21 protein-coding genes and 1 pseudogene are annotated in these 20,097 nt (G+C 63.9%); 16 read left to right on the top strand and 6 right to left on the bottom strand.

The window, feature by feature from the left end; genetic code table 11:
- Nucleotides 1-102: 102 nt before the first annotated feature.
- The 3 genes from SO156_RS15075 to SO156_RS15065 all read right to left on the bottom strand — a co-directional run bounded on the left by SO156_RS15075 (nucleotide 103) and on the right by SO156_RS15065 (nucleotide 1,950).
- A complete protein-coding gene (locus SO156_RS15075) occupies nucleotides 103-1,005 on the bottom strand; it encodes a hypothetical protein (RefSeq protein ID WP_498535343.1) in 903 nt (300 codons plus the stop codon).
- A gap of 91 nt (nucleotides 1,006-1,096) precedes the next feature.
- A complete protein-coding gene (locus tag SO156_RS15070) occupies nucleotides 1,097-1,750 on the bottom strand; it encodes a hypothetical protein (RefSeq protein WP_498535342.1) in 654 nt (217 codons plus the stop codon).
- Nucleotides 1,747-1,950: a hypothetical protein gene (locus SO156_RS15065; RefSeq protein ID WP_498535341.1), complete on the bottom strand. Its 204-nt coding sequence runs from the start codon at nucleotides 1,948-1,950 to the stop codon at nucleotides 1,747-1,749. The genes SO156_RS15070 and SO156_RS15065 overlap by 4 nt, the downstream gene beginning before the upstream one ends.
- 470 nt (nucleotides 1,951-2,420) lie before the next feature.
- On the opposite strand from SO156_RS15065, the pseudogene SO156_RS15060 reads away from it, so the two are divergent.
- Together SO156_RS15060 and SO156_RS15055 are read left to right on the top strand one after the other, a co-directional pair.
- Nucleotides 2,421-2,573, top strand: a pseudogene (locus SO156_RS15060) (twin-arginine translocation signal domain-containing protein); the annotation flags it as partial.
- 21 nt (nucleotides 2,574-2,594) lie between these two features.
- Nucleotides 2,595-3,482 carry an ABC transporter substrate-binding protein gene (locus tag SO156_RS15055; RefSeq protein ID WP_498535382.1) on the top strand — a complete coding sequence of 296 codons (888 nt, stop codon included), beginning with the start codon at nucleotides 2,595-2,597 and terminating at the stop codon, nucleotides 3,480-3,482.
- A 152-nt stretch (nucleotides 3,483-3,634) separates the two neighbouring features.
- On the opposite strand, the gene SO156_RS15050 is transcribed toward SO156_RS15055, so the two are convergent.
- Nucleotides 3,635-4,225 carry a LysR family transcriptional regulator gene (locus SO156_RS15050; RefSeq protein WP_458145427.1) on the bottom strand — a complete coding sequence of 197 codons (591 nt, stop codon included), beginning with the start codon at nucleotides 4,223-4,225 and terminating at the stop codon, nucleotides 3,635-3,637.
- A 155-nt stretch (nucleotides 4,226-4,380) separates the two neighbouring features.
- Between SO156_RS15050 and SO156_RS15045 the strand changes: the two genes are divergently transcribed.
- Nucleotides 4,381-5,676 (top strand): MFS transporter, encoded by a 1,296-nt coding sequence (locus tag SO156_RS15045; protein WP_498535381.1) that lies wholly within the window; start codon nucleotides 4,381-4,383, stop codon nucleotides 5,674-5,676.
- Nucleotides 5,677-6,116: 440 nt separating this feature from the next.
- A complete protein-coding gene (locus tag SO156_RS15040; RefSeq protein WP_498535340.1) occupies nucleotides 6,117-6,605 on the top strand; it encodes a hypothetical protein in 489 nt (162 codons plus the stop codon).
- Nucleotides 6,606-6,909: 304 nt separating this feature from the next.
- Here the strand turns inward: SO156_RS15040 and erpA are convergent, their stop codons facing one another.
- Nucleotides 6,910-7,239 carry an iron-sulfur cluster insertion protein ErpA gene (gene erpA, locus SO156_RS15035; RefSeq protein ID WP_027527378.1) on the bottom strand — a complete coding sequence of 110 codons (330 nt, stop codon included), beginning with the start codon at nucleotides 7,237-7,239 and terminating at the stop codon, nucleotides 6,910-6,912.
- Nucleotides 7,240-7,348: 109 nt separating this feature from the next.
- On the opposite strand from erpA, the gene SO156_RS15030 reads away from it, so the two are divergent.
- The 12 genes from SO156_RS15030 to surE all read left to right on the top strand — a co-directional run bounded on the left by SO156_RS15030 (nucleotide 7,349) and on the right by surE (nucleotide 19,419).
- A complete protein-coding gene (locus tag SO156_RS15030) occupies nucleotides 7,349-8,557 on the top strand; it encodes a deoxyguanosinetriphosphate triphosphohydrolase (protein ID WP_498535339.1) in 1,209 nt (402 codons plus the stop codon).
- Between the two features lie 9 nt (nucleotides 8,558-8,566).
- Nucleotides 8,567-10,357 (top strand): arginine--tRNA ligase, encoded by a 1,791-nt coding sequence (gene argS, locus SO156_RS15025; protein WP_498535338.1) that lies wholly within the window; start codon nucleotides 8,567-8,569, stop codon nucleotides 10,355-10,357.
- Between the two features lie 150 nt (nucleotides 10,358-10,507).
- Complete coding sequence (locus SO156_RS15020) at nucleotides 10,508-11,995, top strand: SPOR domain-containing protein (RefSeq protein ID WP_498535337.1); 1,488 nt, start codon at nucleotides 10,508-10,510, stop codon at nucleotides 11,993-11,995.
- A 52-nt stretch (nucleotides 11,996-12,047) separates the two neighbouring features.
- Nucleotides 12,048-13,076, top strand: a complete 1,029-nt coding sequence (gene nagZ, locus SO156_RS15015) for a beta-N-acetylhexosaminidase (protein ID WP_458145422.1) — start codon at nucleotides 12,048-12,050, stop codon at nucleotides 13,074-13,076.
- A complete protein-coding gene (locus tag SO156_RS15010; protein WP_458145421.1) occupies nucleotides 13,073-13,912 on the top strand; it encodes a segregation and condensation protein A in 840 nt (279 codons plus the stop codon). The genes nagZ and SO156_RS15010 overlap by 4 nt, the downstream gene beginning before the upstream one ends.
- 18 nt (nucleotides 13,913-13,930) lie before the next feature.
- Nucleotides 13,931-14,671, top strand: a complete 741-nt coding sequence (gene scpB / locus SO156_RS15005) for an SMC-Scp complex subunit ScpB (RefSeq protein WP_498535336.1) — start codon at nucleotides 13,931-13,933, stop codon at nucleotides 14,669-14,671.
- 166 nt (nucleotides 14,672-14,837) lie between these two features.
- Complete coding sequence (locus tag SO156_RS15000; protein ID WP_449383300.1) at nucleotides 14,838-15,071, top strand: twin-arginine translocase TatA/TatE family subunit; 234 nt, start codon at nucleotides 14,838-14,840, stop codon at nucleotides 15,069-15,071.
- Nucleotides 15,072-15,154: 83 nt separating this feature from the next.
- Nucleotides 15,155-15,730, top strand: a complete 576-nt coding sequence (gene tatB / locus SO156_RS14995) for a Sec-independent protein translocase protein TatB (RefSeq protein ID WP_498535335.1) — start codon at nucleotides 15,155-15,157, stop codon at nucleotides 15,728-15,730.
- Complete coding sequence (tatC, locus tag SO156_RS14990) at nucleotides 15,727-16,533, top strand: twin-arginine translocase subunit TatC (RefSeq protein ID WP_498535334.1); 807 nt, start codon at nucleotides 15,727-15,729, stop codon at nucleotides 16,531-16,533. The genes tatB and tatC overlap by 4 nt, the downstream gene beginning before the upstream one ends.
- A 197-nt stretch (nucleotides 16,534-16,730) precedes the next feature.
- On the top strand, nucleotides 16,731-18,062 hold the full coding sequence (serS, locus tag SO156_RS14985) for a serine--tRNA ligase (RefSeq protein WP_498535333.1): 1,332 nt from the start codon (nucleotides 16,731-16,733) through the stop codon (nucleotides 18,060-18,062).
- Between the two features lie 94 nt (nucleotides 18,063-18,156).
- Nucleotides 18,157-18,522: a hypothetical protein gene (locus SO156_RS14980; RefSeq protein ID WP_458145416.1), complete on the top strand. Its 366-nt coding sequence runs from the start codon at nucleotides 18,157-18,159 to the stop codon at nucleotides 18,520-18,522.
- A 129-nt stretch (nucleotides 18,523-18,651) separates the two neighbouring features.
- On the top strand, nucleotides 18,652-19,419 hold the full coding sequence (surE, locus tag SO156_RS14975; RefSeq protein WP_458145415.1) for a 5'/3'-nucleotidase SurE: 768 nt from the start codon (nucleotides 18,652-18,654) through the stop codon (nucleotides 19,417-19,419).
- Between the two features lie 203 nt (nucleotides 19,420-19,622).
- On the opposite strand, the gene SO156_RS14970 is transcribed toward surE, so the two are convergent.
- Nucleotides 19,623-19,994: a response regulator gene (locus SO156_RS14970; RefSeq protein WP_458145414.1), complete on the bottom strand. Its 372-nt coding sequence runs from the start codon at nucleotides 19,992-19,994 to the stop codon at nucleotides 19,623-19,625.
- Nucleotides 19,995-20,097: the final 103 nt, after the last annotated feature.

Raw genomic sequence — 20,097 nt, 5'->3', positions numbered from 1 at the left:
CCGCTCGCGATATGAAAGGCGCGGGCTGGCGTGCATCGGTCGCAGCGCCGTACGCGGCGGCCTGCGATTTTGCGCTACGCCTCGCGCGAACATGCCGCACCGTTACAGTTTTCCATAGACTCGCGCGGCGACCGCCTTCAGGCGCTCGACCGAGCCGGACTCCGGATGCGGCTTGACCGGCGCGAACAGGATCGAAGCCTGCCTGCCGTTCTTCCAGACATAGATGTTGACGGCGTTGCCGTTGCCCTTGGTGCAGGAATGTTCGCCGAACGCTTCACTGCCGAGCTCCGGTATCGCCACGTGTTGGCACGGGGCTGTGCGTTTCATCATGCTGATGACGGTGTCGCGCGACATCGCCATCACTGCGACGACCATGGTATTGGCCTCGCGATCGAACATCATGCAGCTGCCAGCGCCGGTCCGCTGGACCATCAGCGTGCTCTTGTCGAGAAAGCCGTCGGCATCCGCGGCCGTGAGCCATTCGCAATCGCCGAACCGCTCGCTGGTCTTGCCTACATTGCCGATGGCAACGCGCGCGACTGCGGTGAGCGGTCCGAGCAGCGCGTCGTCGGCGCGCCGGCCGGTCGGATAGACGCTGATCTGCAGAATGTAATCGCCGGACAGGGCGACGACCGAGGCCTCCTGGCGCTGCGCGCCGGCGGCGCTCGTTCCGCCCTGGCCTTCGTCGCCGATCCCGGACACGGCGTTAAGCGGCATGCGCTCGCCAAGCGTCTTGACGAAGGTCGCGTACAATTCCCTGGCGCGTTCATTGTCGGGATTGCGGAACACGGTCAGCATCATCGTGTCGCCACGTCCGCCCTGGTAGATGCAGCCGCGGCCGTCCTGATTTGAAATCAACGACCATTTGAGCGCCGGCATCGCGCCGGCGAGCTCCTGGGCGCTGATGAACGGGCAGGTTTCGGCGGCGTGCACGGGAAGCACCGGGACGGCTGCTAATGCAAGGAATAGAACGAGGCAAGCGAACAGACGATCGATAACGCGCATTGGATACAAGCTCTATTCCTTCCACGCGCCCGAGGCCGAAGCGGACGACTACAATAATTCAATCGCAACCAAGAGCCAGAATCTGATCCCACTACCGGTGGAGATTTGGATTGCGAACATGAGGCTGACTGCCGTAGTGCCGGTACCATTCAACGACGCGGTCTGCGAGCTCGTCGCAGGGCCCGTCTTCGACAACAGGGTGCTCCGGATCGGAGAGTTGATCGAGGATGCCTTTGGTGACTGCCAAGATGTCAGCCGGATAAACGCCGGCGTCGAGGAGATGTAATTTTAGGTAGCCGAGAAGAATTTCAAAACCGGCGTCCCAGTTGATATTGCCGTTGTCGCGGCCCTCGCGGCGTAGTTTTTCGACCGCGCGAAGCAGTTCGCCTTCAACCGTGTCAGCTTGGCCCTCGGACGGCACCTTGGTCTTCCAAATGACCTTTGCCTCGTCAACGTAACGCATGCCTTGAACCTCCGTTTCGATCCCGCGAGCTGCTGCCGGAGTAAGTCGCCAGTTGTCGCCGATCGGGCCCCGCCGGCAGCCGTCTGCATTGCAGTGGCGCGTTGTCGGAGCAGGGCTAATGCTGTTGGCGACATGGCCGCTGATGTAGACGCCGTTCCAATCGTAGACTGAAGCGACCGCCGCCGACTGCGGCGCTCTCGGCAGGTCTGCGCCTATCGCGCCACCAGCGTAAGGGCCGACAAGCAAGATTGCGGCAGAAAGCTTGCGCAGCAGCGCCATCACCGTTCGCGCACCCACGGATCGGATGGGAGATTGCAGTTCTCGAGCACCATGCGGTCCTTCGTAGAGAAGCCGACGCGGCAACGGCGCCACTCGTCCATGCCGTTACGATAGATGTAGGCGATCGACATATGTGGCCGCCGCCAGCGATAGCGTGCCTCTCCATCCCGGCCGTCGCAGCCGCCGCCGGGCCGGCAGGCCATCTCGACTGTCCTCACTAACCCGTTTCGGTTGAAGCACCAGGTTCGCGTTACGTCCCCGCGCGGCGGTTGCCCGTAGGGCAGAGGCGAGGTCTGGCTCCAGCAGCCGGAGATGGAAGGCCGCCCGGCCGCGCTCGCCGGGACGGCGACAAACGACGCGCTCAGCGCCAATGCAACGATCAGAAAAGGTGATCCAAGCCGCTGTTTGAATGGAGACTGGGTAAACATGACTTCATCTGTGTCATGAAGCGACCTTGTGGTTCAAGCCGTTGGCGAGCGCGAGCGGCGGAGCTGCGCCGTGCGAGGAAGCGGGCCCCGATCTGAACAGGCAACCCAAGGCGTTGCGTCGGCGGCCGCTTTCATGATGTCCACGGATAAGCTCCGCGCGCCGCAAATTCATCGATCGGGCAAGAGGCTCCGCCAGCGCTCGCGCCGCATGATTGAGTGAACTTTCGGCCTGCTCCGCGCAACCAATGCCCATCGAGATGGGCGTTGGCATTCAATGCATACCGCGCCAGGCCCCCAGATGCTTGCTTGAAAGCGCGCGTAGGATGAACCGAAGGCATTTTATCGGGGGAGCGACGTCCGCAGGCCTTTTGGCCGGTGCGGCCCTTGGATGGCCCTGTGTCGCAAGCGCGCAGCAGAACGTGCCCGTGATTGGCTTGCTTGATGGCCGATGGGGCCACCTCAATGAGAAGTTCGAAAGCGGCGTGAGGGACAACGGCATCAATGGCTTCGAGGTCCAATTCAGTCGAAGGGCCGGGCCCGGATATCAGGCAGATCATTTGGCGAGGTACGGTGCTGCATTTTTCATGCGACAGCCCGACGTGATCATTGCGTATTCCGATCAGGCGGCGTTGGCGGCAAAAACTGTAACAAGCACCACTCCGATCATCTTTCTCGCCGATGATCCCGTGGCGACTGGCCTTGTCGAGAGTCTTGATCGGCCAGGCGGCAATCTGACGGGCGTGGCCTGTCCTGTGACAGGTTTCATCACGCGAAGAATTGAAATTTTGCGCCAATTGGTCCCGCAGACCAGCCGTGTCGTCCTCGTGACCGATCCCACCAACAAGCCTACCAACGACATTGAAATCCGCGAGGCTCGAGCCGCGGCCGATGCGTTCGGGTTTGAACTCCTGATCATAGCGTGGACAGGCGAGCATCTCCTCGAGCCAGAGCTCGCGGCGCTCCCGCGCGATCGCAAGGCCGTGCTGGTCTTTGGCGGGGGCCTGCCATTCTTTATCGACCATGCTCTTCTCGCCTACCTGGCTCGTCTTTATGGGATGCCCGCAATCCATGACTGTCGCGAGGCCGTCGAAGAGGGGGGTTACGCAAGCTTCGGCACGCGCTTTGCCGATGGCGGGTACATGATGGGTTCCTATACGGCGCGTGTTCTCAAGGGCGAGAAGCCGGCCGACTTGGCGGTCCAGAAAATCACCAATACGGAGCTGGTCCTGAATCCCCGGGCAGCAAAATCGTTCGGGCTTCAGATCCCCTCAAGGTTGCTGGCCTGCGCCGATGAGGTGATCGAATAGATAGGCAAGCTCGGTTGACGCCCGTCATTACGGTGACAGTGCTCTCAATGGCCAACTTGACGGCTCAATCGGGGAATGGGCCGATCTTGGCTACGCTGGCGTATGTCGAAGTGGTGCGCAACGGCGCGCTCGGGGGGCGACGACCAGTGCGCCTAGGTTGTCGTAGCAGGCTCAAGCTCGACACGGCCAAGCAGGCAAGAACGCAGGGTTTCGATCTCGGGACAATCCGCCGTGCCGAGCGGGCCAATCAGAAAACCACTCTCTAAAGGCTCGCACCTGTAACCCGGACATCGCCGCAATCTATCCGCGATCACGACATCGACCTTGCCTTCGAGCAGCTCGTGCAGACCTGCAGGCTGGCTGAGCCGAATGGCGACCTGCGGCTGCGCCTTGCGGAACTGCGCCAGGCGCGTCCGCAACCCGTCAACGTCGAAACCCGCATGCACCCCGATATGCAGCAGGCTTGTGACGCCCTCAGGCCTGAGTTCGGCAGTGGCGTCGGCGAGGCAACGAAACGCCTGACGTATCCGCGTCAGATAGGTTTCCCCGGCAGACGTCAGGATCACCTGCCGCGTTCGCCGCTCGAAGAGTTGTACACCTAGCCGCTCCTCCAGCAGGCGGATCTGCTGGCTGACGGCGCCGGCCGTGACATGCAGCTCGTGGGCGGCCTGCTTGAAGCTGAGATGGCGGGCAGCGGCCTCAAAGGCGCGCAAGGCATTGAGTGGCGGCAGCAGATACGTCATGGCCGGCTCCGGACTATGCGACAGGGCCGCAGGGTGCATGAGTTTCGCTCGCTCTACAAAAGAGAAATCCTGCTTTGTCGTGGGTGAGGGCGGGGGCGTAGCTATGGCCGGCTTGGACACAAGCTTCGAGGAAGCCTGCCATCGTGCCGCCCGACATGCCGTCGATCGAGACTTCATATTCATGGACGCGCCTCGTCGTCTCCATCACCCTCAGTACACTCGGCTGCGTGGGCATGTGGTCGCTCATCGTGACGCTGCCGGCCGTACAAGCCGATTTCAACGCGTCGCGCGCCGACGCGACGCTGCCCTACACACTTACGACCATCGGCTTCATGATCGGCGGCATCATTGTCGGCCGGTTGGCAGATCGCTTCGGCATCCTGTCGCCGCTCGCCGGGGGCACGATCCTGATGAGTCTCGGCTACGTCCTCGCCGCGTTCGCGCCAAGCCTGCTCGCCTTTGCAATTGTGTCCGGCGTCACGATCGGCCTCGGCGGCGCAGCAAGCTTCGCGCCCCTGGTGGCCGACGCCTCGCTTTGGTTCAACAGGCACCGCGGCCTCGCCATTTCGCTAGCGACCGCCGGCAGCTCCCTTGCCGGCGTGGTCTGGCCACCCATCATCCAACACTTCATTGCTGCAGTCGGCTGGCGGCAGACCCATATCGGCATCGGCCTGTTCTGCCTGGCGACCATGCTGCCGCTTTCCCTGGTCCTGCTGCGGCGGCCTGTATTGACGGCTACGCGCGAAGCGGCGGGCACCGGCAGCACCTACCAAACCATAGGCCTGGCTCCGGGCGTGACCCAAGGTCTGCTGGGCTTCGCCGGCCTGTGCTGCTGCGTCGCCATGTCGATGCCGCAGGTCCACTTGATCGCCTACTGCGGTGATCTCGGATACGGCACAGCGCGCGGCGCAGAGATGCTGGCCGTCATGCTCGGCTTTGGTGTGGCGAGCCGTCTGATCTTCGGCTGGGTGTTGAACATGATCGGCGGGCTGCCGACCTTGGTGCTGGGCTCGGCGATGCAGGCCATCGCACTCGCGCTTTATCTGCCGTTCAACGGACTGGTCTCGCTCTACGTCATTTCCGCCATTTTCGGCTTGGCGCAGGGGGGCATCGTCCCGAGCTATGCGGTGATCATTCGCGAGCTGTTCCCGGCGCAGGAGGCCGGTCTTCGCGTCAGCCTCGCCATCTCGATTACTCTCGCTGGCATGGCGCTGGGCGGCTGGCTGGCCGGTGCGATCTACGATTGGACCGGTTCCTATGCAGCGGCGCTGGTCAACGGCATCGCCTGGAACATCATGAACATGGCGATCGCAGGCTGGCTGCTACACCGGCGCATCCTACCGAGGCGATTGGCGGCAAGCCGACAGGAGGATTGTCGGCCTGACGCGGAGCCTGTGCGTCAACCGGCAAGATTGTGCAGCATAGTAGAACTGGCGCGCCACGGCCGATGAAGATGGGCACTCCTGCTTCGCTGTGGCGCTATGATGCCGTGGCCAACCGGGCGATCCCGCCGGGTAACCAGCGAAGGGCTGCGATCTTGCACCACTCCCCATGGGCGGCCATCCGCCCAATTTTCGGGGGGAAGCGATAACCATTTCGATCAATCCCGGGAACGGCGATGTGCGAGGGAGCCAAAAGGGGGCAGGTGACGTAGGGGTGAACCTTGCGCGTGCGGCGCGCTACCAAATGCGAGCTGTCTTCTGAAACGCGCGATGAGCGCTGCATGATTCCCGCCCGGGCAATCGCCTGCATCTGTTGCGTTTGTTTATGCGCCTCGGTCGCGTGCGCGTAGGAGCTTGACGTTGTGCCGAAAGTCGCGGTCGCGCGAACCGCGCCGACTCCTTTGAGCGCGAAGGCGCGCGTGAGGGTTGATCGAGCGCAAGGAGCCGACATGGAGATCGATATCCTAGCTGCGCTCGGTCGCACTTGGGGCGAAGCCGAAGTGCGTGATCTCGTCGCGTCGTTTGGCATTAAGGGCATGCCGGTCCTAAAACACGGCCGGTTCATAACCTTCCTGCAGAATTACCAGCTCGGCGTCGAGCTGACGTTCCGCGTCGCGGATGCGCTCGACGTGCCGCAACGGCACTATCCGGATGGCGCGCTGGTGCTGAACAACATCCGCGTCTACGGACCAGGGAGTTCCATGCATGCGCGGTTCACTGGCGCGCTGCCGTTCGGCCTGCGCTTCGGCGACAGCAAAGCAGTGCTGGCCGCCAAATTCGGGTCACCCGATGCCGATGCGACCGACACCGCGCCGATGCGCTGGGATACGGCGCACTACGCGCTGTTCGCGAGCCTGAACGAGGACGGTACGCTGAGGCACCTGGCGGTGCAGTTGCCGGTGGTCGCGACTGAGAGGCCGGGGTTTGAGGAGCGGTGAATCGCCCCTGCCCAGCACGAGCAGTGTCGAAGAAGCGAGCGCTTTCGGTCGTGGTAGCGTGCTCTGGCGAGATGGCGCCGCTGACGAGATTCGAACTGTCTGGTCTGATTGGATGGCGGCGGGCTGTATCGGGCGCGTCCAGTCGGGGCATTGGGATAGCCGCAGCGCCTATGCTGACCTTGCGACGATCACATATTGCCCCTGATTTGCCCGACGTGTCAAATCGTTTCGCTAATCCCGAAGTTCCTGATGCCGGCTCTCCCGGCTACTTTGCATGGGGTTGTTTTTCGGATTTTGATTTGGGCTAGATCGAGAAGCTCGTCCCGCATCCGCAGGAGGCGGTCGCGTTCGGATTGTTGACGCGGAAGGAGGCGCCGATCAGGTCGTCGACGAAGTCGACCTCGGAGCCCGCCAGGAACGGCTGCGACGCCGAGTCGACCAGCACGACCGCATTGTCGCGCTCGATGACGAGGTCGTCGTCGGTGCGGTCGCGCTCGATGTCGAACTTGTACTGGAAGCCCGAGCAGCCGCCACCTTCGACCGAGATCCGCAGCATTGCGCCGGTGCCTTCGCCCTTGAGGATCTCCCCAATTCGGCGCGCGGCCCGGTCGCTGATGGTCACGGCAGTCGTCATTGCATCTCTCCGGTCGTCCCGCGTCATATCCAATTCATTTGGTATTCCGGGTCCAACATAGTTATGTGCAGAGGTCCGCAGAATCAAATGGATAGGGACTAAATTCGCCGTGTCCGTCGGAATGGCTGCCCCCCGCGCACCCTATGCCTGCGATCCCGATCGCAGCCGCGGCCGGCTGGTCACGGAGCCACCAAGCCGCACCCGCAGCCCGTTCCGGCGGGATTGCGACCGGGTGATCCATTCGACCGCCTTCCGCCGCCTGAAGTACAAGACCCAGGTGTTCGTGTTCCATGAAGGCGACCACTACCGCACCCGCCTGACCCATTCGCTGGAGGTCGCGCAGATCGCCCGCGCGCTGGCCCGTCAGCTCGGGCTCGACGAGGATCTCACGGAAACCTTGGCGCTCGCGCATGATCTTGGCCATCCGCCCTTCGGACACGCCGGCGAGCGGGCGCTGGATGCGTGCCTGAAGATCTGTGGCGGCTTCGATCACAACGCCCAGACCTTGCGCGTCGTCACGGCGGTCGAGCACCGCTATCCCGATTTCGACGGCCTCAACCTGACCTGGGAGTCGCTCGAGGGCATCGTCAAGCACAACGGCCCGCTGACCGATCGCGGCGGTGCGCCGGTCGGACGCTACCGCGAGCACGGCGTTCCCGTCGGCATCGCCGACTACGTCAAGGCATACGACCTGGAGCTCTGGAGCTTTGCCTCGCTGGAGGCACAGGTCGCGGCGATCGCCGACGACATCGCCTACGACGCTCACGACATCGACGACGGCCTGCGCGCGGGCCTGTTCGGGGTCGATGATCTCAAGACGATCCCGCTGATGGCCGAGATCATCGCCGAGATCGGTGCGCACTATCCGAACCTCGAGGACGTCAGGCGCGGCGCCGAGCTGGTTCGCGAGCTGATTTCGCATCTGATCGGCGCCGTCTTCGCCGAGGCGAAGGCCAACCTAGCGGCGATCCAGCCGCAATCAGCCCAGGACGTGCGCCAGCAGAGCCGGGCGATGATCGCCTTTCCCCCGACGATGGCGGGGCAGGAGGCCGCGATCAAGACCTTCCTCTATCAGCACATGTACCGTCACCAGCGGGTGATGCGCGTGATGGGGGAGGCGGAACAGATCCTGTTCGACTTGTTCGCGAAGTATCAGGCCTCGCCAAGCGAGCTGCCGCCGGAATGGCTGACCGGGGCGGAGGCGGATGACGAGGCCGATAGGGCCCGCCGGATCGGCAATTTCATTGCCGGAATGACCGACCGTTTCGCCCTGACCGAGCACCAGCGGCTCTTTGACTCGACCCCGGATTTGCGTTAGGCGGCGGCCATGGCCGACACACCCTCATCGCTGCATCTCTTCGCCGACGTGCTCGTGCGCGTGCACGCCGTTTGCCGCGCGCTCGCGGCGGAGGCCAACTGGCCGGAAGGCATCGATTTCTCGCGCGTGGTGGTCGAGCCGCCGCGCGACCCCTCCCATGGCGACATGGCGACCAACGCCGCGATGGTGCTGGCGAAGGAGGCCAAGGCGAAGCCGCGCGATCTCGCCGAGCAGATCGCTGAACGCCTGCGTGCGGATGCGCTGATCGCCAAGGTCGATGTCGCCGGACCCGGCTTCATCAACCTGACGCTCAAGCCGTCCGCCTGGGCGGAAGCGCTGCGCACCCTGCTGCGCGAGGGGGCGGGCTACGGGCGCCTGAGCGGCCGCGGGAAGGTCAATGTCGAATACGTCTCCGCGAACCCGACCGGGCCGATGCATGTCGGCCATTGCCGCGGCGCCGTGTTCGGAGATGCGCTGGCAAGCCTGCTCGATTTCGCCGGCCATGACGTTACGCGCGAATACTACATCAACGACGCCGGTGCCCAGGTCGACGTGCTCGCACGCTCAGCGCTCCTCAGGTATCGCGAGGCGCTTGGCGAGGATATCGGCCCGATCCCGGAGGGCCTCTATCCGGGCGACTATCTCAAGCCGGTCGGCGAGGCGCTGGCGAAGGAGCACGGCGACAAGCTGCGCACGATGAGTGAAGCCGAATGGCTTCCGACCGTGCGCGCAAAGTCGATCGCGATGATGATGGACGAGATCAAGGGCGATCTCGCCGCCCTCAACATCCGCCACGACGTGTTCTTCTCCGAGCGCTCGCTGATCGAGAGCGGCAACAACAAGGTCACCGAGACGATCGATTTCCTGCGTGCCAAGGGCGATATCTACGAGGGCCGCCTGCCGCCGCCGAAGGGCGCGCCGGTCGAGGACTGGGAGGACCGCGAGCAGCTTCTGTTCAAGGCTACGGCTTACGGCGATGACGTCGACCGTCCGCTGATCAAGTCGGACGGTTCTTACACCTATTTCGCGTCCGACATCGCCTACCACAAGAACAAGTTCGACCGCGGTTTTGCCGACATGATCGACGTGTGGGGCGCCGACCATGGCGGCTACATCAAGCGGATGCAGGCGGCGGTGAAGGCCGTCACGGCCGGCAACGCCGCGCTCGACGTCAAGATCGTCCAGCTCGTGAAGCTCCTGCGCAACGGCGAGCCGGTCAAAATGTCCAAGCGCGCCGGTGACTTCGTCACCTTGCGTGAGGTGGTGGACGAAGTCGGCAGGGACGCCGTCCGCTTCATGATGCTCTACCGCAAGAACGATGCGGTGCTCGATTTCGACCTCGCCAAGGTGATCGAGCAGTCGCGCGACAATCCCGTGTTCTACGTCCAGTATGGTCACGCCCGGGGCCACTCGATCTTCCGCAACGCCAGGGCAGAGGTATTTCCCGACCTGCCGGAGACGACCGAATCGCGGATCGCCTGGTTGCTGGATTCGGCGATAGAGCGCCTCTCGGACCCGGTGGAACTCGATTTATTGCGGCGGCTCGCAATTTATCCACGGACGGTGGAAGCTGCCGCCGCGGCCCACGAGCCGCACCGAATTGCCTTTTATCTCTATGATTTAGCCAGCGAATTTCACGCGCTTTGGACGAAGGGGCGCGACCTGCCCTATTTACGCTTCATTATCAATAATGATGCACAGCTTACAAAGGCGCGGCTGGCAATGGTCCAGGGCGTCGTCTCGGTTCTGGCATCGGGTCTCGCCATTCTCGGCGTCCATGCCCCGGACGAGATGCGGTAGTTTGGGGCGGACTACTTCAGGGAATCTGTGGGGGCTAACCGGCAGAAGCCGGCTCGCTTACGTAATGCGACTTGGTTGAATGCCTTGTGGGTGGAGGCCGCGGTTCGGATCGAGGACCGGCGGCTTTCCCGAAGGGGACGCATCATCACGATGGCCGAACGACGATATCAGAACAAACCGTATCCTTCCGATGACTATGATCGCGGCGGCGATCAGCATGGCGGGGCGGACAACGATCCCTTGGCCGAGCTCGCCCGGTTGATTGGCCAGAACGATCCATTCGCTTCGCAGGGCCGGCCCGCCGCAAGGCCGCCAGCTCCGCCGGCGCCCGCGCCGTACCAGCCACCCGCGCAAAGCTACGCGCCGGATAGCTACGAAGATGATTACGTGGAGCCGCCACCGCCGCCCGGACCGCCGTCCTGGATGCGGCGTGCCAACGTTCAGCCGCAGCCGGCTGTGCCCGAGCAGCCGAGCTACGCGCCGGCGGTGAACCCGGTGCATCCGATGCAGCGCTTCCCGGCACAGCAGCAGCCGACGGCAGAGCCCGACTACCAGGAGTCCCAGGCCTATCCCGAACACGATGATCCGATCGATCCGTCGCGCTATGACGACGCGCTTTACGGTCAGCTCGAAGGGGGGCAGCAGGATTTCCAGCGCGATCCGTCCTATCCCGACGATCCTTACGCCTATCAGAGCGACTATCCCGAGGACGAACTCGAGGAAGAGGTTCCGCACAAGACGCGCCGCGGGCTGATGACCGTTGCGGCCATCCTTGCGTTGGCCGTGGTTGGAACCGGGGGCGCCTTCGCCTACAAGACCTATCTGGGATCGCCCCGCAGCGGCGAACCGCCGATCATCAAGGCGGACAATACGCCGACCAAGGTCGTGCCCGCGCCCGCCGATGCCTCTGCCAAGGTGCCGGATCGCATGGTCACCGGTGACGGCAGCGAAAAGATCGTGCCGCGCGAGGAAGCGCCGATCGACGTCAACGCCAAGTCCGGCGGCCCGCGCGTCGTCTTCCCGCCACTCAATCCGAACGCCAATCCGCCGCCGGTCGCGAGTGTGTCACCGTCGACCGTGCCGCCGCCAGCCGTCGCGCCCAATAACGGCACGATGCCCAACAGCGAGCCGCGCCGGATCAAGACGCTTTCGGTGAAGGGCGATCAGACCGATAGCACGCCGGCTGCGGCCGCAGCCAAGCCGGCCGGGGCGCCGAAGGCAGCCACCGCGCCAGCCGCGTCACGCAATCCGCCGGCCTCGGCCAACGCCAGCGCCAGCCAGCCGATGTCGCTGGCGCCGCAGGGTGGTGCGCCGGACCCGTCCGCGCCGCCGCCGCCGACCCGGTTGGCCGCGACCAACCCGACGCAAATCGCCCCGGTCCCCGCTGAGGGCGGTGGCAGCTACATGGTCTCGATATCGTCCCAGGATACCGAATCCGCCGCGCGAGATTCCTTCCGCGTGCTCCAGGGCAAGTTCCCGTCGGCGCTCGGATCCCGCTCGCCGGTGATCAAGCGGGTGGACTTGGCCGACAACAAGGTGAAGTACCGCGCCATGGTGGGTCCGTACCGGACCCGTCAGGAAGCCGTCCAGTTCTGCACCGAGCTGAAGACCGCCGGCGGTCAGTGCTTTATCCCGTAGTATTATCGGCCGTTTCCTTGACCCCCTAGCGGGGTACGGTTAATCGGCGACTATGAGCACGCGGGCCTTCATTACCGGCGTATCCGGAACGGAATTGACCGCCGCCGAGCGGGATTTTATCCGTGCCGAACGACCGTGGGGTTTCATCCTCTTCAAGAGGAATATCGGGACCCCGGCTCAAGTGGCTTCGCTTGTTCAGGAATTGCGCGCCGTCGCGGGCTCCCCGGACGCCCCCGTCCTGATCGATCAGGAGGGGGGGCGGGTGCAGCGGCTGGGCCTGCCGCATTGGCCGGTCTATCCGTCCGGCGCCGTGTTCGGAAAGCTTTACGATATTGATTCGGTGCTGGGGCTGACGGCTGCGCGCCTCAGCGCCCGGCTGATCGCGGCTGATCTGGCCGATCTTGGCATCACCGTGGACTGCCTGCCGCTCGCCGATGTACCGGTCGCGGGCGCCGACGCAGTGATCGGCAACCGGGCCTATGGAACCGAGCCGGCCAGGGTCGCCGCGATCGCCCGCGCCGTCACGGACGGGCTCGAACAGGGCGGTGTGCTGCCAGTGCTGAAGCATATCCCCGGTCACGGCCGGGCGACGGCTGACACCCATTTTCGGTTGCCGACGGTGGACACGCCAAGGGATGAGCTGGAGCGCACCGATTTTGCCGCGTTCAAGCCATTGGCTGACCTGCCGATGGCGATGACTGCACATGTTGTGTTTAGCGCGTTCGACGCCGCCCATCCGGCGACGACATCTGCGACAATGGTTGAGCAGGTGATTCGTGGCGTGATCGGGTTCCAGGGTTTGTTAATGAGTGATGACGTGTCGATGAACGCATTGGCAGGCACCATTAGCGAGCGCACGCGTTCGATTTTTGCAGCCGGCTGCGACATGGCCCTGCATTGCAACGGGAATATCGAGGAAATGCACGAGGTCGCCGGCCAAACGCCCGAATTGTCGGGCAAGGCGCTGGAGCGCGCGAACAGGGCGCTGGCCGCGCGCATGGCGCCGCAGCCGCTCGACCGGACCGCGGCGCGGGCTGAACTCGACGCATTGATCGCACAGGCGAACACGGCATCCGCATGACCGCAGAAATCCTATCGTTTGAAACCGGGCGGCCCGCCGAGCTCGCCGAGGGCGAACCGGCGCTGGTCGTCGATGTCGAGGGCTATGAAGGTCCGCTCGATCTGCTGCTCGCGCTGGCGCGGCAGCAGAAGGTCGACCTGGCCAAGATATCGATCTTGGCGCTCGCCGATCAGTATCTCCACTTCATCGAGGCCGCGCGAAAGATCCGGCTGGAGCTTGCGGCCGACTATCTCGTGATGGCGGCTTGGCTTGCCTTCCTGAAATCTCGCCTTTTGCTGCCGGAACCGCCGACGGCGGAAGGTCCGAGCGCGGAGGAGATGGCTACCGCGCTTGCCAATCGCCTGCGCCGGCTCGAGGCCATCCGCGAGGCGGCGAACCGGCTGATGAACAGGCAGCAATTGCTGCGCGACATCTTCCCGCGCGGTGAGCCAGAGCAGATCGCCGAGGTCAAGCATCCGAAATACACCGCGACGCTCTACGACCTGCTCACGGCCTACGCCACGCAGCGGCAGTCGCGCGTGCTGGCGAGCGTGCATCTTGCGAAGCGGACGGTCTGGTCGCTCGCCGAAGCGCGCGCCTCGCTGGAGCGGCTGGTCGGGGGCCTTACTGAATCGGACGATTGGGGTCGTCTTGACGACTTCCTGATCCGCTACGTCGCCGATCCGTCGCAGCGTGCGACGGTGTTCGCCTCGAGCTTTGCCGCCGCGCTCGAACTGGTGCGGGAAGGCCAGCTGGAACTGAACCAGAAAGAGGCGTTCGCGCCGCTCTATTTCCGAAAGGGGCGGCATCAACCGGTACCAGGCGCGCCTCCCGCGCCTGAAGCACCGGCCGGTTAGTTGAAAGGAGAAGCTGCCATGGCTTTGGCGGAAGTTCGGGTAGAAGAGATCGAGCCGATGGACAACGAATCCCAGGCACGTCCCGAAGAGTTGCGGCTTCTCGAAGCGCTGCTGTTTGCATCCAGCGAACCGCTGGATACCGCTACCCTTGCCAAGCGCATGCCCGAAGGCGTCGACGTGAAGGCTGCGCTCGCGCAGTTGCAGGCGGAATATGCGACGCGCGGCGTGAACCTCGTGCGCGTTGCCAACAAATGGACCTTCCGCACCGCGGGCGACCTTGCCTGGCTGATGACGCGCGAGAGCACTGAGACCCGCCGCCTGTCGCGTGCGGCGATCGAGGTGCTGGCGATCATCGCGTACCACCAGCCGGTGACGCGCGCCGAGATCGAGGAGATCCGCGGCGTTGTGACCTCGAAGGGCACGCTCGACGTGCTGCTTGAGACCGGCTGGATCAAGCCGCGCGGCCGGCGCAAGACACCGGGCCGCCCGCTGACCTTCGGAACCACTGAGGATTTCCTGTCGCAGTTCACCCTGGAACAACTCGGCGACCTGCCGGGCCTGGAGGAGCTGAAGGGCACAGGTCTTCTGGACTCGCGTCTGCCAACCGGTTTCAGCGTGCCGACGCCGTCGGACGACCCAGCGCTGCGTGAGGACGAGGATCCGCTCGAGCCCGGCGAGGATCTGGACCTTGCGCTGGCCCCGGCGCCAGAGCCGGAACCGGAGACGCCGGAAGGCGGCGAGGGCAGTGACGAGGGCTGACGGCCCGTCGTTCTACGGACTGCCGTGACCAGTTAACACTAGCAAGATTACCTAGCGCCAACAGCGAATTGGCGCTGCCTTGGTCCTTGTTTTTGACACCTGCGAAGCCTAGGTTTCTGTGAAGATCGGCCGGGTCTCCGGCCATGCGTGTTTGGAGGGTTGCAGGATGGGTTCACTTAGCATTTGGCACTGGATCTTGGTGATCGCAGTGGTCCTGCTGCTGTTCGGCCGCGGCAAGATTTCGGATCTGATGGGCGACGTGGCGCAAGGCATCAAGGCCTTCAAGAAGGGCATGCAGGACGACGACAAGGTTGCCGACAAGCCCGACGCCGCCAAGTCCATCGAGCACAACGCCGCGCCGACTGCGGCACGGTCCGACGTCGGCAGCAAGGCCGTCTGAGCCAAAGATCGGCAGACATGGGCGGTCCCGATCCCGTACGTCGAGGATTGGGCCAATCGCGGCTTGCCTGAACGGAAGACTTCATGTTCGACATCGGGTGGAGTGAACTGGTCCTCATCGCGGTCGTTGCGCTGGTTGCCATCGGCCCGAAGGAGCTCCCCGGTGTGCTGCGCATGGTCGGCCAATGGATGGGCAAGGCCCGCAAGATGGCCGCCGAGTTCCAGGGGCAATTTCAGGAAGCCATGCGCGAGGCCGAGATGGCCGACCTGAAGAAGAGCTTCGATGAGGTCAAGGAAGCGGCCTCCGGCTTCACCCGCAACAATTTGATGACTTCGCTCACGAAGGACGTCAACGAGGCGCTGCGCATCGAGGACATCGACAAGCCGGCGGAGGCCACGCCCGCGATCGAGCCGCCGGCAACGTCAAGCGACGCGCCGGCGACGTCAAGTGAAGCGCCTGCGGCTTCAAGCGAAGCACCGGTGATGCCGACGACACCGGAAGCCCCCACGCCCGCGACCTTTGTGGAAGCGGAGGCGCATGCAGCAGCAAATGAACCGCTCGCGATCACCCGCGAGGTTGAGGCGGCTCCCGTGATGCAGGACACCTTAGTCCAGGACACCGCGCTACCTGAAGCGATCAAGGACGCCAAAGCGTCATGACCGACGCCGACATCGAGGCCAGCAAGGCGCCGTTGATGGACCATTTGATCGAGCTGCGCGCGCGGCTGATCAAGGCTCTGCTCGGCTTTGGCATCGCGTTCATTTTCTGCTTCTTCTTCGCCAAGCAGATCTACAATGTGCTGGTCTGGCCGTTTGTGTGGGTCGCAGGGCCGGAGAATTCGAAGTTCATCTACACGGCGCTGCTGGAATATTTCATCACCCAGCTCAAGCTCGCGCTGTTCGGCGCCGGCTTCATCTCGTTCCCGATCGTCGCCACGCAGATCTACAAGTTCGTGGCGCCCGGCCTCTACAAGCACGAGAAGCAGGCTTTCCTGCCCTATCTGGTCGCGACCCCCGTCTTCTTCGTGCTGGGTGCGATGCTGGTCTATTTCGTCGTGCTGCCGATGCTGATCCGCTTCTCGCTCGGTATGCAACAGGCCGGCAGTGACGAGACAGCGCAGATCCAGCTCCTGCCCAAGGTCGGCGAATATTTGTCGCTGATGATGTCGCTGATCTTCGCCTTCGGCGTCGCCTTCCAGCTCCCGGTGATCCTGACGCTGCTCGGCCGCATCGGCATCATCACGTCGAAGATGCTGCGCGAGAAGCGCCGCTATTTCATCGTCATCGCATTCATTATCGCGGCCGTCCTGACCCCGCCCGACGTGCTGAGCCAGTGCTCGCTCGCCATACCCTTGCTGGCGCTCTATGAGGGCTCGATCATCGCGGTATCGATAGTGGAGAAGAAGGCGGCGGCTTCGCAATCGTCCAGCGGCACTTCGTCTAGCGCCAATCCGGCGGAATAGGCCCAAATCATCCGGTGTCATTCCCCGCGAAAGCGGGGAATCCAGTACGCCGCGGCTTCTCCGTACCCTCGCACTGTCTCTGGAATACTGGATCGCCCGCTTTCGCGGGCGATGACAGCCGTGCTAGGGGAAATCCGCCATTTGCAAACCTGCAACCTGAAAGTTGAAGGTTTGTAACAAGCCCCAGGACCACAGCCATGCACGACATCAAGACGATTCGCGACAATCCGCAAGCTTTCGACGCCGGCCTCGCCCGGCGCGGGTTGAAGCCGATGTCGGCGTCGCTCTTGGCGATCGACGAGAAGCGGCGGGCGGCGATCCTGGCTTCCGAGCAGGCCCAGGCCCGGCGCAATGCCGCCTCCAAGGAGATCGGCGAGGCCAAGAAGGCGAAGGACGAGGCGCGCGCGACCAGGCTGATGGCCGAAGTCGCCGAGCTCAAGACCACGATGCCGGAGCTCGAAGCGGCCGCGAAGGCAGCCGACGAGGAGCTGGCAAAGGAGCTTTCGGCGATCCCCAATCTTCCGCTTGCCGAAGTGCCTGATGGCGTCGACGAGCACGGCAACGTGCAGCACCACGTGTTCGGCAACAGGCGCAACTACGCGTTCACGCCGAAGCTGCATGACGATCTCGGCCATGCGCTCGGCTACATGGACTTCGAGGCTGCGGCAAAGCTCTCGGGCGCGCGCTTCGTCGTGCTGAAAAAGGGCCTCGCGCGGTTGGAGCGTGCGATCGGCCAGTTCATGCTCGACCTGCATACGAACGAGCATGGCTACACCGAGATCAACCCGCCGCTCCTGGTACGCAACGAAGTCATGTTCGGCACCGGGCAATTGCCGAAATTCGAGGACGACCAGTTCTGGGCGATCAAGGGCGAATTGCTGGCCGCACCCGACGACGGGCGGTTGCGAACCGAACGGCTTGGCCTCATCCCGACCGCCGAAGTGTCGCTGACCAATCTCGCGCGCGAGTCCATCCTCGACGAAAAACAGTTGCCGATGCGGCTGACGGCGCTGACGCCGTGCTTCCGCGCCGAAGCGGGCGCGGCAGGGCGCGATACGCGCGGCATGATCCGGCAGCACCAGTTCACCAAGGTCGAGCTGGTGTCGATCACGACGCCGGAGATGAGCAAGGACGAGCACGAGCGCATGCTGGCCTGTGCGGAGGAGGTGTTGCGGCGGCTAGACCTGCATTATCGCGTGATGACGTTGTGCACCGGCGATATGGGCTTTTCGTCGCAGAAAACGTATGACATCGAGGTCTGGATGCCAGGCCAGGGCGAGGGTGGGGCATTCCGCGAGATCTCGAGCTGCTCGGTGTGCGGCGATTTCCAGGCTCGCCGCATGGACGCGCGTTCGCGCGGGCCAGACGGCAAGCCGCGGTTCGTCCATACGCTCAACGGTTCCGGCACCGCGGTCGGACGCGCGCTGATTGCGGTGATGGAGACCTATCAGCAGGAGGACGGCTCGATTGCCGTTCCGGACGTGCTGCAACCCTACATGGGCGGGCTGAAGGTGGTCGCGCGCGAGTAGGGCGTGTTGCCCGCCTGTAACGCAGAAACGTTTGGTTGCGAAGATCGGGCGGCCGGTTATCCTGACGGCCGTCCGACTTCTCCGGCGACCATTCATGGCCCTGCACCGCGACATCTTCTGGATCGGCAGACAATGGTCGGTGACCGGCTTTGGCGTCCAAGCGGTCGACCAGCGCTTGCGCGGCGCGCTCGACATCGAGATCGCGCGGCTTTGGGACGACGATTTCGTGCAAAGCCGGCGCGCCAAGCCCGGGATCAATCTCGAGGATTTTGACAAGGCGTTGACGCAGGCGCGCACGCGCTATCCGCAGGCGCAAGCACCGGTGCAAGTTGTAATTGACCTGCCGCCTGCACCGGCACCCGTCGCACCACCTCCGAAACCTGCCCCGCCGGTCGTGCTCGCCTTGCGAGCGGAAGGCCGGCTGGCGCGCTTCCTGCCGCAATGGCGCATCCGCCGCTAGGCGACGGGCGTGCCGAAAGCCGTTGGTAGGTTCCAGGCGGCCCGGAAACTCCCGCCTTTCGCCGGTTTGCCTGATCGGTCATAGCCGGATAAGACCTCCTCAGAGGTATCCCAGGAATCGATCTGACGCATGCGCATTCTCTGCACCAATGACGACGGCATCCACGCGCCCGGCCTCAAGGTCGTGGAGGAGATCGCACGCGCCCTGTCCGACGATGTCTGGGTCGTGGCACCCGAGCTCGACCAGTCCGGCGTCTCGCATTCGTTGTCGCTGAACGATCCCTTGCGCTTGCGCGAGGTCGGACCTCGGCACTTCGCGGTGAGGGGGACGCCGACCGACTGCGTCATCATGGGCGCGCGCCATATCCTTGGGGCGACGCTGCCCGACGTCGTGCTGTCCGGCGTCAACAAGGGCCGCAACGTCGCCGAGGACGTCGTCTATTCCGGCACCATCGCGGGTGCGCTCGAAGGCACCATTCTGGGCCTGCCGTCGTTCGCGCTGTCACAGGAATTCAGCGTCGAGACGCGCGAGCGTCCGCCGTGGGATACCGCGCGCAAGTTCGGCCCCGACATCCTGCGCAGGGTGCTCAAGGCCGGCGTGCCCAGGAACACCGTGATCAACGTCAATTTTCCGTCCTGCGCGCCGGAGGAGGTTCTCGGCATCCGCGTGACGCGGCAGGGCAAGCGCAATCTCGGCTTCCTCAGGATCGACGAGCGCCGCGACGGCCGCGGCAATCCCTATTTCTGGATCGGCTTCGAGCGTGCCGCGATGATGGACCTGCCGGAGGATGGCACCGATCTCGCCGCGCTGCGCGAGCGTTACATCTCGGTGACGCCGCTGAAGCTCGACCGCACCGATGAGGCCTTTTCGCAGGCGCTCGGCGAGACGCTGAAATAGGGCCGGGTTCGCCGTCGTGAGAGGCCTTCGGCCTGACGTCGTCGGGGGCCGTCCAGCAAAAACATCGAAAACAACCCCATGCAAAGTAGCCGAGGGTTGCCGGGCAGGGGGTTCGTATTTTTCGAAATCGATTGACGTGTCGGGCAAATCACCGGCATAAGTCCAGCATCGCAGCACGTAGGATCGGCGATGCCTAATCGGCGTCAGCCACCGCGCAGCGCGGACTCGATGGTCTTGCCCAGTGCGTCGAGCTGAAATGGTTTTTGCAGCGCGGGCCGGTCGCGATACTGCTCGGGCAGGCCGGACGAGCCGTAGCCGGTGGCGAAGATGAAGGGCCGGCCCTTGGCCTTAATGACGTCTGCGACCGGCGAGATCACCTTGCCATTGACGTTGACGTCGAGGATGGCGAAATCGAATTCGGTCGACTGTGCAAGCCGCATCGCTTCGGAAATGTCGCCAGCCTCGGCCGCGACCTTGTAGCCAAGCTCTTCGAGCATGTCTGCGACCATCATCCTGATCATGACCTCGTCCTCGACGAGGAAAACAGAACCGCCCGAAGGCCGTGTCGCAGTCATTCCGTGAGTCCTTGCCCTTCCCATCAAACGTTCGCAGATAAAACCATGCGACGCAACGAGCGTTTGGACAAACCCCGATCTGGAAATGGCGGCATGACCAATT

Source organism: Bradyrhizobium sp. UFLA05-125, from assembly GCF_059803515.1.
Note: the sequence above shows the minus strand (reverse complement) of the source record. Positions and strands in the feature narration are given on the sequence as shown.